General features: G+C 53.0%; 12 protein-coding genes and 1 pseudogene. 7 read left to right on the top strand and 6 right to left on the bottom strand.

Going from position 1 to position 12,558, the window contains the following annotated elements; all coding sequences use genetic code 11:
• Nucleotides 1-44: 44 nt before the first annotated feature.
• The 6 genes from Q8W22_RS10695 to Q8W22_RS10670 form a co-directional block, all read right to left on the bottom strand.
• A complete protein-coding gene (locus Q8W22_RS10695; RefSeq protein ID WP_305452358.1) occupies nucleotides 45-1,418 on the bottom strand; it encodes an aspartate aminotransferase family protein in 1,374 nt (457 codons plus the stop codon).
• Nucleotides 1,419-1,443: 25 nt separating this feature from the next.
• Nucleotides 1,444-2,205, bottom strand: a complete 762-nt coding sequence (locus Q8W22_RS10690) for an SDR family NAD(P)-dependent oxidoreductase (protein ID WP_303434242.1) — start codon at nucleotides 2,203-2,205, stop codon at nucleotides 1,444-1,446.
• Nucleotides 2,206-2,546: 341 nt separating this feature from the next.
• Entirely contained in the window at nucleotides 2,547-2,741 is a 195-nt protein-coding gene (locus Q8W22_RS10685; RefSeq protein WP_305452356.1) for a hypothetical protein, read from the bottom strand.
• Between the two features lie 498 nt (nucleotides 2,742-3,239).
• Nucleotides 3,240-4,211, bottom strand: a complete 972-nt coding sequence (locus tag Q8W22_RS10680) for a ketopantoate reductase family protein (protein WP_303434257.1) — start codon at nucleotides 4,209-4,211, stop codon at nucleotides 3,240-3,242.
• Nucleotides 4,212-4,224: 13 nt separating this feature from the next.
• Nucleotides 4,225-5,274: a TRAP transporter substrate-binding protein gene (locus Q8W22_RS10675; RefSeq protein ID WP_305452354.1), complete on the bottom strand. Its 1,050-nt coding sequence runs from the start codon at nucleotides 5,272-5,274 to the stop codon at nucleotides 4,225-4,227.
• 206 nt (nucleotides 5,275-5,480) lie between these two features.
• Entirely contained in the window at nucleotides 5,481-6,263 is a 783-nt protein-coding gene (locus Q8W22_RS10670) for a class II aldolase/adducin family protein (RefSeq protein WP_305452353.1), read from the bottom strand.
• Nucleotides 6,264-6,424: 161 nt separating this feature from the next.
• Between Q8W22_RS10670 and Q8W22_RS10665 the strand changes: the two genes are divergently transcribed.
• From Q8W22_RS10665 to Q8W22_RS16680, 7 genes and pseudogenes are all read left to right on the top strand, one after another.
• Nucleotides 6,425-7,366, top strand: a complete 942-nt coding sequence (locus tag Q8W22_RS10665) for a LysR family transcriptional regulator (RefSeq protein ID WP_305452352.1) — start codon at nucleotides 6,425-6,427, stop codon at nucleotides 7,364-7,366.
• 211 nt (nucleotides 7,367-7,577) lie between these two features.
• Nucleotides 7,578-7,793, top strand: coding sequence for a hypothetical protein (locus Q8W22_RS10660; RefSeq protein WP_305452351.1), 216 nt, complete (start codon nucleotides 7,578-7,580; stop codon nucleotides 7,791-7,793).
• Nucleotides 7,745-8,374 (top strand): transposase, encoded by a 630-nt coding sequence (locus tag Q8W22_RS10655; RefSeq protein WP_370694173.1) that lies wholly within the window; start codon nucleotides 7,745-7,747, stop codon nucleotides 8,372-8,374. Before Q8W22_RS10660 ends, Q8W22_RS10655 begins: the two co-directional genes overlap by 49 nt.
• Nucleotides 8,293-8,514, top strand: a pseudogene (locus Q8W22_RS16685) (IS5/IS1182 family transposase); the annotation flags it as partial. The gene Q8W22_RS10655 and the pseudogene Q8W22_RS16685, both read left to right, overlap by 82 nt.
• Before the next feature lie 847 nt (nucleotides 8,515-9,361).
• Nucleotides 9,362-10,813 (top strand): DUF1566 domain-containing protein, encoded by a 1,452-nt coding sequence (locus Q8W22_RS10645; RefSeq protein ID WP_303434249.1) that lies wholly within the window; start codon nucleotides 9,362-9,364, stop codon nucleotides 10,811-10,813.
• A gap of 174 nt (nucleotides 10,814-10,987) precedes the next feature.
• Nucleotides 10,988-11,596, top strand: coding sequence for a bifunctional 2-polyprenyl-6-hydroxyphenol methylase/3-demethylubiquinol 3-O-methyltransferase UbiG (locus tag Q8W22_RS10640; RefSeq protein WP_305452349.1), 609 nt, complete (start codon nucleotides 10,988-10,990; stop codon nucleotides 11,594-11,596).
• A 295-nt stretch (nucleotides 11,597-11,891) separates the two neighbouring features.
• Nucleotides 11,892-12,074, top strand: coding sequence for an HNH/ENDO VII family nuclease (locus Q8W22_RS16680; RefSeq protein ID WP_370693687.1), 183 nt, complete (start codon nucleotides 11,892-11,894; stop codon nucleotides 12,072-12,074).
• Nucleotides 12,075-12,558 lie beyond the last annotated feature (484 nt).

The raw sequence follows: 12,558 nt of genomic DNA, 5'->3' as shown, positions 1-12,558 counted from the left end.
GACGCCGTGCATAACGATAATTACCGACAGGCACGGCGGTGTGATCACATGGTGGAGAGTCCCTGATCCAGTATCGCCAGGATCTGGTCAATCTGAGCGTCGGTGACACACAAAGCCGGGCTCATATTAATCACGTTATTAAACGTATCAAAACAGCGGTTGGTACGGCCGACCAACAAGCCCGCGTTTTTACAGGCTCCCACCAACTGCATGGTTACGGACTCATCCACCGGTTCTTTGCTGTGCGGATCGGCGACCAGCTCCAGCCCACACAACAGCCCTTTACCGCGAACATCACCAATCAACGGGTATTTGGCTTTTAATGCCTGCAAGCCCGCCATCAACCGATCACCCATCACCTGACAGTTTTCGATCAGGCCTTCGCGCTCGATAATATCCATATTGGCGAGGGCCGCAGCCGGGCCAGCCAGACAGCCACCATAAGTGGAAATATCACGGAAGTAGCCCATCGTATCGGCGGCATTCTCTTCCTGCAGCGCCTGATACACCGTTTCGGTAGTAACGGTACAAGAGATCGCGGCATACCCGGACGCCACCCCTTTGGCCATGGTGACGATATCTGGCTGCACATCATAATGCTGATACCCAAACCACTGGCCGGTACGACCAAGGCCACACACCACTTCGTCGATAATCAGCAGCACATGGTGCTTTTTGCAGATTTTGTCGACCGCCTGCAAATACCCTTCTGGTGGCGTGATAATGCCGCCCCCGGCGGTAATCGGCTCAATAATCACCGCGCCAACCGTTTCCGGCCCTTCGCGCAGAATGACATCTTCCAGTAACTGGGCGGCTTTTTGGCCGTAGTCGGTGGCATCGTCAAACTGGTTGCGATATTCGAAGCAGTGCGGAAACTCAACAAAATCCGGCACAAACGGGCCGAACTGTTCCCGGCGCTGGGATTGCCCGGCCGCACTCAAGGCGGCGATGGTGGTGCCGTGGTAATCCCGATCGCGGTAAAGAATCTTGTTCTTTTTGCCGTCATAATACTTGTGGGAAATCTGGCGCACCATCTTGAAGGCTTTTTCGTTGGCCTCGGAACCGGAGCTGGAATAGTACACCCGGTTCATCCCCGGCATCTTTTCCAGCAGGCGATGGGCAAAGCTGGCCGCCGGTTTGCTGCCCATACCACCGGCAAAGAAATTCAGCTCCAGCAACTGGGCGCTGATCGCATCCACTATTTCCCGCCGGCCATAACCCACATTCGTGACCCAGACACCACCGGCAGAGGCATCCAGATAGTGATTGCCATCGATATCCCACAAATCCAGACCATCGCCCTTGACGAACACAGGCAGCCCTTTTGCGGCCGCGGCTCCGGGGGTTATATGATGCCAGACGTAAGATTGATCGAAGTGTTTGATCTCTTCGTCGGTGTATTGATCGAGTGGTGGCATAACGTATCTCCGTTGGATTCCGGTGTCAGATATCGCGTTTGATGGCAAAAGGAGACCAGCTCTGTCTTACCGGCATAATCTCAAGCGTATTGATATTCAGGTGGCTCGGCTGGTTGGCCAGCCACAGCAGAGTCGACGCAATATCGTCTGGCTGGATAGCATGGGCACCGTTATACAGATTATCGTAAGCCTGTTGGTCGCCACCGGTTCTGACTAGAGTGAACTCACTTTCAGACAGCCCGGGAGCCAGGCAACTGACCCGCACGCCAGTACCAGCCAGATCACAACGCAAGGCCAGCGAAAACTGCTCAACAAACGCCTTGGTGCCGCAATAAACATTGCCGCCCGGATAAGGCCAGCTACCCGCAATGGAACCAATATTAATGATGCTGCTGCCTTCGCCGGATTCGATCAGCCGTGGCAATAACGCATGAGTTACCGTTGTCAGCCCCTTGATATTGGTATCGATCATGGTATGCCAATCCGCCAGATCACACTCCTGTGCGCCTTGGGTACCCAGCGCCAGACCGGCGTTATTGATCAGCAGGTCAATCTTGTCGAAAGGGGCCGCGAGTTCATCAAATGCCTTGAGCACAGCAGCAGAGTCACAGACATCCATGACCAGTGTGGCAACCTGGGTTTTATCCGCCAGCTCTTTGCCTATCTCGTCGAGTCGTTGCTGGCGGCGTCCGGTGAGTACCAGATTCCAGCCCGCAGCGGCAAATTCACGGGCTGTTGCCAGACCAAACCCGGAGGTAGCACCAGTAATAACGGCGGTTTTATTCATAAGACAGACCCTTTAAACACATGTAAACAATGTTTTAACCCATACACTGAAAATAATATCGGTATGGCTGTTATTGACAGACCGAACCCTGTCGGCTGATTCAATAGCAACAAGATAGCGTTGCTATTGTTAAATAAACGGTCGGGGTGTAACCGCATGAAACAGTTTTTAGCCTCAGGGCAGTGGCTAGACATTGCATCCTGATAAACATACCGGCCATGTCTGGCTGCACCACAACGGTTTTTCAACATACTGATTAAGATGACTAAGGTATAGGGGAATCCGCTGGTAGCTGTAGATCCAGCTTGGACACTCATATAGTGCCAGGTGAAATATATGTATCAATACGGTGCAAGAGACACGGCCAACCTTCTCCGGTCTGGTGTAACTATCAGAATGCTGTTTTGAGCCGCCAGCCAGGCGACTTCTTTGGTATCGATATGCTCGTCTGCGGCTAACCAGGCAGACGTTGCCCCTTCAATAAAGCTGTTGGCAGTTCTCATTTCTGGAAAATGGCATTCAATCGATTCAACCATACGTTGCCGCTTGGTTGAATGAATCCCCCTGAGTTTACGCAAATAGGTATCGTAGTGCCCCAGGGATAAAAACAGCGCCAATCGCCGCTGGATATTGACCGGTGGGTGGGTGACGATATATCAGACGTCGCAACGCTCTGACTGCAGAAATCAATTCATCATCGGCCACCATATCCATATAGCCGATCCTTAATCCGGGTGATAGCGCCCGGACATGCTTTTGCGGACGGAATCGCTCCAGTGCTGAAGCCTTGCCGTCGGCTATCAAGGCGGCAGTTTAGCAATTTTCTGTCAGGGTTGCTGACTGAGGCGTACTATTGTCGGGGGTGACAGGGCAGGCCTCCGGTGCTGGCGCAATCGGTGATTTCAAGCATTGGATGACGTTTGTTTCTGGCTAACGAGAGTTAGTTGCTGTTCTTGCCGGGCAAGCCCGACTCCGTTATTCCGGATACCGAAGCGCGTTCAGCATAACGGAGTCGCTGGCCGGATACGGTGCTATTAATGGTTGCGGTTGCGATCCATCAACCGCACCAGACCAAACAGACTTTCGGCACAAGGCACTGCTACCGACAACTGCTGTGCCAGGTCACAAAAAGCCCCCAGCAGAGCGTTGATTTCCAACGGCCGGTTGGCTTCCACGTCTTGCAGCATGGAGGTTTTGAATGCCCCCAGCTTGAGGGCTTCCCGGTTGCGTTCAACCGGGTCCTGATCAATGTCACAGCCGATCCGGCAGCCGACCTGCTGGGCTTCGGCCATCACCCGTACCACCAGTTGGCTGGTGTAGGGGTCATTGATGATCTGGTCGGTGGTGGCATGGGTCAGCGCCGACACCGGGTTGTGGGTCATATTACCCCACAGTTTGAACCAGATATCGCGCTGGATGTAATCTGACAGGCTGGCTTCAAAACCGGCTTGGTTGAGCAGGTTGGCGATGTGGTGCAAACCTGCATCCGGCTGTTGCCCCGGGCTGCCCAGCACCATGCGGTGGCCAATGCTGTGGCGTATCACCCCGGTTCTGACATTGCTGCAGGCCATATGCAATACGCAGCCAATGATCTGGCTGGATGGAATCGCCTGTTGTAGTGCGGCCTGGGGGTCGAGGCTGCCGAGATGGATGCTCTGACCGGAGACCAGTCCGGCGGTGAACCACCAGGGAATGCCGTTCATTGCCGTCATCACGCGGGTGTTTGGCCCCATCAGCGCCTGGATGTGCGGTAACACCGACGCCAAAGCAGGTTCCTTGACGGCAACGATAATCAGATCCTGGGACGGCAGACTGGTGGCATCTGCCACGGCGTTGACGCTGAAAAACGCTGGGGGCTGGTCACCTTCCTGTAGGCCGATGCCATGCTGTTGTAAGGCCGCCAGTGTTGCGCCACGGGCAATCAGGTTGACCCTGACGTCGATGCTGGCCAATCGGGCGGCGATATAGCCGCCAATTGCACCGGCACCAATGACCGATATATTCATACTCACTGTTGCGTTACTCCTGTGCCAGAGGTTGCTGGTAAGAACGCGCCTGCTGGCGCAGATAGTCGAGAGCGGCATTGGCATCGATATCACGGTCGGCCACGTCTTTGACCCATTGCTGGGGCAAGTCGGACAGGCGCTGCTGCATGTCAGTCAGCATGGCATCGCCGGGCTGCAGCTGATGAATCTCGACACCGCTGTTACGTGCGGCCTCGTAACCGTTGCGGTCGGCTTGCTCCCAGGCTCTCCCAGCGAGGGCCGACAGGCGCTCCCCGGAGACTGACAAAATGGCCTGGCGATCGGCGGCAGAGAGGCTGTCGAGGGTGTCCGGGCTGGCGAATATGGCAAATGAACTGGCGTACAGGCCTCTGGGGATCACGGTGATCTGACTCGTCACTTCACTGAGGCGCAGGTATTTCTGATCCAGCACTGGCAGGAACACTCCATCGACCACCCCTTGCTGCATCATTTCATACACTTTCGGGGCGGGTGCCTGTACCGGGCTGACATCGAGTCGCTCGGCGACCAGCATCTGCAAGCCGCCACCTATCCGGATCTTCTGGTTTTTGAGTTGTTGCAAGCTGCTGAAAGGTTCACGAGTATGGATCTGGGCCGGGCCATGTACAAACAGCCCGAGTAACTCCAGCCCGTCGAATTCCTTGGCAGCTGAGAAATACTGCTGTTGGGTACGCCATAACGCGACCGAGGTCGCTTCTGCACTATCACTGATACCGGGCAACTCGGCTACCAGAGGTAACTTGAAACGGCCCGGCTGATAACCAACCACGGTAAAGGCGACATCCACCACACCATCTTCGACCAGATTAAACATGGTTTTGGGATGGCCAAGACCGTATTCCAGCTGGATGGCCACCCGGCCTTCGGTGGCTTCTTCGACCCACTTCGCCCAAGTTGGCCAGACTTCAGCATTTTGTGGATTGGTGGGCGGTAACCAGGTACCAACCCGCAAGGTGGTTTGAGGTGTGGTGTCGGCTTGAGCCAACAGTCCCCACATCAGGCTGCTGACTAGTGTGGCTTGAGCTGCGATTCTGAGTATGTTCATGGCGTACCTTTTTATTGTTATTGATTGGTTGTTGTTAATGATGATCCGTTTATTGTTATTGTTTATGAGTGCTTACGGCTGCTGAGGCGGATCAAACCAATCACATCGTCGGGAGTGATCCGGACCATCAGCGCCTGCCTGTTATGCCTGTGTTTATGACGGGTGACCAGTGATTCGATCAACCGTTAGATATCAGCCTGGATCGATCAGTAACGAAACGATGCATCCTGACGCTCGGCCAGGCGCAAAAATGCTGCCAGGGCATCTTCACCAGCACCAAAGCGCGGGTCCAGATTCATCGAATCACGGGAACAGCCATCCAGCACCGGCTGGGCAATGGTCAGCGGCTTGCCCATGCTGCAGGTGGCCAGCTGGACTTCACAGGCGCGGTTGACCAACCACATCAGTGAGAAGGCCTGTGCCAGAGTGGCGCCAATAACAACCGGGCCATGGTTTTTCAGCATCAGTACCTGTTTGTTGCCAGCACTGGCCAGAATCCGGTCACCTTCATCCGAGCGTAGGGTAATACCCTCAAACTCATGCCAGGCTACCCGGCCCCACAACTGAGCCGCGTAAAAGTTACTGTAGGAAAGACCGCTTTCCAGACAACACACAGACTGAGTAGCGGTGGTGTGCACGTGCATCACACAATGACTATCGGCAACCTGCTGGTGAATCTTGCCATGAAAAGTAAAGCCAGCCGGATTAATCGGCCAGTCGGACTGGCCAATAATATTGCCTTCGATATCGACCTTGACCAGATTGGAGGCGGTGACTTCGGTGTAGTGCAGGCCAAAAGGATTAATCAGAAAATGCTCAGTACCAGGCACCCGTAAAGACAAATGGTTATAGATACCCTCGTCCCAGCCCATCAAGGCGAACACCCGATAGGTGCCAGCCAGTTTGATCCGGGTTTGCCATTCGCTATCACTGATATGCGGTGGCTTGTTGAAGTTGGCCGGGTCACGGCTCAGAGTAGTGCTGGTCATGTCGCTGACTCCTTTATTTGAACGGTTGATATTTTGTTAGGATGTTAAGTAAATACCGCCATTCCAGGTAGACTGAAGTTTATTGATGGGGGTATAGTCATTACCTATACCCGGGCTGCGGACATCCGACTCAACCACCTGACCCAGGGGAAATAACAATAATGAATACCCGACAGCTGCTGTATCTGGTGACGTGCGCCCGTACCGGCAGCATTGCCGCTACCGCCAGAGAGCTGAACATCGCCCAACCCAGCGTCAGCCAGCAACTGGCAGCACTGGAACATGAACTCAAGACCCGCCTGTTGGAGCGGGATCACACCGGCGTACACTTGACCCCGGCAGGAGAAAAATTCCTGCCCGTTGCCGAAACCACAGTACAACAGCTGGAACTGGCACGACGGCAGTTGCTGGAAGACGGTGGTGAACCCAGTGGCCGGGTGGTACTGGGGATGAGCCAACCGACAGGCAACGCCCTGGCAGTACCCTTGTTTGCCGAAGTCAATCGCCGTTACCCAAGTATCGAACTGGACTTGCAAACCGGCTTGTCGAGCAGCCTTTATCAGTTGTTGCGCCAGGGGGATGTTGACCTGTTGGTGAGCTCTGACGATGCCTCGCCACATATGGGTATGATCAGCCGGCCGTTGCTGAACGAGCGGCTGTTTTTGGCGGTAGGCACCGGGGCAACGGCGGTATTCGACAGCTTGCTGCAGCGTGACTGCATTCGTTTTGCCGAGTTGACCGATTATAGGGTGATCTACACCAGCGAACGCGACTCCCTCGGCTTCCGGGTGGCGCAATACGAACAGCTGGTGGGGGTGAAACTGCAACGCCAGAATCCCTTTGGCCAGCTACTCACCAGTCTGCGCTATGTAATAGAAGGCTATGGCCTGCTGATATGCTCCACCACGGCGGTATACCCGCAGGTGAACAGTGGTGCAATCAAACTGCTGCCAATCACCGACCCGGACATGACTCGCCAGGTCAATCTGGTACATATGCACGAAAGGCCAGAAACCCGCGCCATGACACTGGTTGCCGAACTGATTGGTGAACTCAGCCAGCAATTGATCGCCGATGGTATCTGGGCGGCCAGCCAGCCGTAACCGATGCGCCGCGATGGTATCCAGCGGTTCCGGCAGTATATGCGGCGCATCTGAATCCGGTGGTATGTGTTTTGATACCTGCTCGGGGTTAGCCGCACAACACGGAATGCCGTATTGAACGGCCAATCTGGATCAGCCTGAAGGCAGTCAGAAAGCAGAGATAGCCAAAGCCAAAAAAATTTCCAAGTAGTTGAGTGGTAGATGTCAGGTTATGGGTATAAAAACGACGGGTTGGGATTCAGCAAAGCGTCTTGATGGTTTGCAGGGTTTTGTAAAAACAGCGCATTGTATGCAGCCAGGATTCTTCGACTTTGATGACCTGAATGACAAACTGGATCAGCACAACGACCCACTCGCTAAAATTAATGAACTTGTCGACTGGGCTGCCTTCAGGTCCATTCTCAGCAAGATCCGCATGCCACGCTGATCCAACAAGGGTCCCCTCGTTCAGACACCTTGCTCATGTTCAAAATGATTTTCCTACGCCACTACTACAGCTTGCCCCTCAAGCAGGTCGAGTATCAGATGCTGGATCGCCTGTCGTTTCGGCGTTTTCTGGGCTTGTCGCCGGAAGATCCGGTACCCGATGCCAATACCGCCTGGAAATATGAAGAGTTACTCGTCCAGAAAAACCTCACCGATGAACTGTTTTACAGCTTGCTCTCGCACATCGAAGCCCACGGTTATCGGCCTCAAGGCGGTCAAATTATCGATGTCACCCTGGTTGAAGCACCCAGCGAAAAACCGAAGAGCAGCAGGAAAAAGCCCGCAAAGCGCAAGAAAAGTCCAATTCCGGTAACGATGACCCGACACCGCCGCTCCCTCCAGAACGTACTCCGGCCCAGCAGCGCTAGGCCAGTCGAGATGCAGCAGCCTGGACGAAGAAACATGGCAAGAGCTACTTCGGCTATAAAAATCACACCAGCGTCGATAAACAGCACAAACTCATTCGCAGCTACGAAGCGACTGCGGCTAAGATACATGGCGGGCATCAACTCGAAGTCCTGATCAATGGCGACAATAGCAGCGCAGATGTCTGGGCAGATAGCGCTTATCGAAGCGCAGAAAATGAAAGCATGTTGGAAGACCGTGGCTATCGCTCCCACATCCATCGCAAGAAACCGCGAGGTAAAGACAGACATGCCTGAACGTAGCAAGCTGACGAATCAAAAACGCTCTCAGGTTTGGGCTCGTGTCGAACATGTTTATGCGGACATGAAATGCGACGGCAAAAAGTACCTGGTGCGCTGCATCGGCCAGGCCAGAGCGGAACTGAGAATCGGTTTGATGAACATGGTGTACAACGCTCGTCGCTGGAGCTTTTTATCTTGTGTGGGATAGGTGCGTCTGAATGATGCGATTTGGACTGAAAGTAGTCCAAATCTTTACTGAATTGGCCGGAAATAGGCCGGATAGAGCAGCATTAAAATATTCCGAAGTCTTTGATGTGAATAATTTGCTGCAACGGTGGCTTTACACGACTAAATAGATCTCCCCAACAGGCTATCAATGCTGCGATTAATATTTTAAATACCGCGCTTAATACAGCAATTAAAGCTCTCCAGGTAGCCATATAGAAGTTATATAAATGGGTGTGGGAAATATAAGCTTTTTAGAGATATTGAAAGAGGCTTCGAAACCTCCATTAGGCATTATTATATTTAGTAATTTTGGCAATGAAAGTTGTTAGGTTGATCCTCTGGAGACAGGTATAAATCTTGAGTGTTTTCTATTTTTATCATAGGAATAGTGAATTTTTCGTATGCATTTATTTACCTGTTTCCTACTGCTTTTCACCTTGGAATGCCCTGATTTATTATCCTGATGTATTGCCCTGCTGTATTGCCGCTTATCAGGTTGAAAATAATAATGGCAAAACCCTGATTAAAATCAGCGTTAATCGACGTTACTTTACATAGTCTTTGATATTTCTGCGGATCGGTTTTATATCATACAGTCGGTTTTCTGAATTTACAGGACATGGCAGAGCTAATTATGGAAATATCGCAACATTACATCATCACCAGTGCGGTACTGCTGAGTCTGGCGGGATCATTGGCTGGCTGTGCCACCAAACACGAGGGTACCAGCGGGCGCTCGGAGGCTGCCGCCAATTCCCAGAGTCGGGCTTTTGCCATTGTCGATACCGCCCAGGGCACCTGTTACAACAACAGTGTCGAGATCGAATGCCCAGCGCCCGGGGCGGCTTTTTATGGTCAGGATGCCCAATACACCGGCAATGTGCCCAGCTATCAGGACAATGGCAACAGCACCGTCACCGATCAGGTAACAGGGCTGGTGTGGACGCAGTCATTATCTGCAGCATCCATGGTCTGGTCCGATGCCGCCGGTTATTGCGCGGCGCTGGAGCTTGGCGGTATCGACGACTGGCGTTTGCCGAATATCAAGGAACTCTGGTCTATCCGGGACTTTTCTGCCGGTTGGCCCTGGCTGGATACCGACTACTTTTATCTGGTCGGGAATGGCAAGGAAGGTGCGCAACAGCACTCCTGGTCGAGCAATTATTATCAGGTCGATACCGAGCTGGCCCAGCGTGACGTTGCCTTTGTTGTGAATGACTGGACCGGCCATATCAAGGCGCTGAATGGTCGGCGGTTTGTACGTTGTGTGAGTGGCAGTCCATACGGCATTAACGATTTTCAGGATAACGGCGATAACACCATCAGCGATCACGCCACTGGTTTGATGTGGAGTAAAAACGACAGCGGCAAAAGCCTGAACTGGCAAGAAGCATTGGCCTACGCCGAAAACGCCACCGACGCTGGTTACGATGACTGGCGCTTGCCGAATATCAAAGAGCTGCAAAGTCTGGTGGATTATTCCGGGGTTTTCCCGGCCATAGATCGCAGCGTATTTAATATCTCTACCATTACCAATGAAGCGGACAACGTCGATTATCCCTTCTTCTGGAGCAGCACCACCAACCCTTATATCGACCCCCACGATGCCCACGGTTACTGGTTTGCCTGGTATGTTGCCTTTGGTTACGCGGTGGATCATGAGGGCCATGATATGCACGGTGCCGGTGCTGTCCGCTTTGATACCAAGGCCGAAGGGGGAGCCGATGGCCCGGATGGTGAACGGTATTACAACTATGTGCGTCTGGTGCGGGGTGGCGACGTGAGCAACACGCCGGCAGGTGATCCTGCCACGGTCAAAGCCAATCGGGTGGTCTCATTTGCCGATGGCGACACTGGCGGCATCGGTCATCGCCCAGAAGGCGGCGGCCCCGGTGGCCCTGGCCAGCGACCGGATGTTGCAGCAGCGGCGGCGACGCTGAATATCAGCGAAACCGCGTTGATCAAGGCATTGGGGAAACCGAATCAGGGGCCACCGGATTTTGCGGCGGCGGCAATTGCGCTGGGGGTTACAACCGATGAATTGATCAACGCTTTGGGAGTGCCGGGTCGGCCGCCACAGCGGTGATGGCAGTCAGCTAACGACTGATAGTCAAGCCCGGCAGCACGGTTTAACAGCAGTGAGTGGCCTGCATGGGTATACTGAAGCCAAGGTTCAAACCGGCAGTATTCAATAGTTATCCAACCGCTGAATACCCGGTTTGACCGGCACAGAATGCAGACGACAACAGGAGCATCACCCATGTGGGATCAACGTTATAACGAAGAAGGTTTTGCCTACGGCACGGTAGCCAATGATTTTTTGCAAGCCCAGTACGGCCAAATACTGGCGGGCGGCAAGGTCTTGTGCCTGGCAGAAGGCGAAGGACGGAATGCTGTTTTTTTGGCCAAACAGGGTTATGTTGTTACCGCGGTCGACCAGTCGTCGGTTGGCCTCAACAAGGCACAGCAACTGGCCGCGGATAACGGCGTGGTTATCTCGACGGTCGTCGCCAATCTGGCGGATTTCGACCTCGGCACCGAGGCGTGGGATGGCATTGTCTCGATTGCAGCCCATGTGCCGTCGGCATTACGTAAACAGCTGCACGGCAATGTGCAACCGGCCCTGAAACCCGGGGGCGTGTTTATTCTGGAAGCCTATACCGAACGGCATCTGGAGATGGAAGGCGCAGGCGGGCCACCACCGTCACAAAAAGATATGTTTATGTCGCTGGAGGCGCTGGAAGCGGAACTTCAGGGGCTGGATTTTGCAGTCGCGGCAGAAGTGGAACGCCATATGGTTGAAGGCAAATACCATCGGGGCGACAGCGCCGTGGTGCAGATCGTCGCCTGCAAAACCGCCAAGGATTAAACAAGGGCTGGCCGGGTACTCCAGTAAATCAGTAACCGGCAGTTCAGAAACAGGAAACGCCGTCACCTCGGAGCAAGCCCGGCGTGACGGCGTTTTTACGCCAGTCAGGTGGTCGCAGGGCAGTAGAGCAGAGGGCAACCCGGAGGGCAAACCTGGTCCTTCCTTTGATTATCTCAGAGGGCAAGGTAAAGCGTGGGACGACATAATTGCGAGTGCAACTAGAACTGGTGGTAAAGATCTGGGGCTGAAGCGCTGAAGCAAAAGCCAAGGCAATCGAGTCTTTCAAAGAGATGATTTGATTGGTCCAGATGGTGAGTCCATTAATCTACATCATCTAATTCAAAGGCCGGGCGGTGCTATCGCTGAAGCGACTGGAGCCATGCATTTTGATTATTATTCAACCTTTCCTATAAATCCGAATCCGATACCATCAGGTCTTGGCAGAACAGAGTTTGACGATTGGAAAATAGCATATTGAATGAGCGGGGCTAATTATTTTGATGGCTATTTTCAGTTAGGGTTATTAATAATGCGGCTATTAACGAATCGATTTCTATTCTTCAGAATAATGATGTTATGGATATTTAATGTTTCTTCGATGATTGGAATAATATGATATTAAGATCCCCTCGGGTTATCGCTTTTTTTAGGGGGGGTTGGTGCAGGTAATGTCGGAAGTTCGGGAATATATGGTTCGACGAACTCCGATTTTGAAACAGTAGGCATTCCTAATATGGTGTGGTGTATATCACAAGATAGGAATATAGATTTGGCGAGTAATTTAATACGTATTGGAGATGGAGAGTTGGGTAGTCCCTATATCATGTTGTCCGATGAATTTTTTACGTTAGACCCCAACAGTGGGTGACCAGGAAAAGAACACTGCTGTTTTTATACGCAACGGGCCAAGTGTGGGTGTCCTGGCATGCTAATTGTCCAGGATTGGCATTTTAATTGGCTGC

It is taken from the genome of Oceanobacter sp. 1_MG-2023 (assembly GCF_030689025.1).
In the GTDB taxonomy this organism is placed as follows: domain Bacteria; phylum Pseudomonadota; class Gammaproteobacteria; order Pseudomonadales; family Oceanobacteraceae; genus Oceanobacter.
This window is presented reverse-complemented; position numbering and strand designations above follow the sequence as displayed.

Bases quoted from the DNA above. Each gene is read 5' to 3' on its own strand.
- Q8W22_RS10695 (WP_305452358.1), bottom strand. From the start codon at position 1,418: ATGCCACCACTCGATCAATACACCGACGAAGAGATCAAACACTTCGAT.
- Q8W22_RS10690 (WP_303434242.1), bottom strand. From the start codon at position 2,205: ATGAATAAAACCGCCGTTATTACTGGTGCTACCTCCGGGTTTGGTCTG.
- Q8W22_RS10685 (WP_305452356.1), bottom strand. From the start codon at position 2,741: ATGGTTGAATCGATTGAATGCCATTTTCCAGAAATGAGAACTGCCAAC.
- Q8W22_RS10680 (WP_303434257.1), bottom strand. From the start codon at position 4,211: ATGAATATATCGGTCATTGGTGCCGGTGCAATTGGCGGCTATATCGCC.
- Q8W22_RS10675 (WP_305452354.1), bottom strand. From the start codon at position 5,274: ATGAACATACTCAGAATCGCAGCTCAAGCCACACTAGTCAGCAGCCTG.
- Q8W22_RS10670 (WP_305452353.1), bottom strand. From the start codon at position 6,263: ATGACCAGCACTACTCTGAGCCGTGACCCGGCCAACTTCAACAAGCCA.
- Q8W22_RS10665 (WP_305452352.1), top strand. From the start codon at position 6,425: ATGAATACCCGACAGCTGCTGTATCTGGTGACGTGCGCCCGTACCGGC.
- Q8W22_RS10660 (WP_305452351.1), top strand. From the start codon at position 7,578: ATGGGTATAAAAACGACGGGTTGGGATTCAGCAAAGCGTCTTGATGGT.
- Q8W22_RS10645 (WP_303434249.1), top strand. From the start codon at position 9,362: ATGGAAATATCGCAACATTACATCATCACCAGTGCGGTACTGCTGAGT.
- Q8W22_RS10640 (WP_305452349.1), top strand. From the start codon at position 10,988: ATGTGGGATCAACGTTATAACGAAGAAGGTTTTGCCTACGGCACGGTA.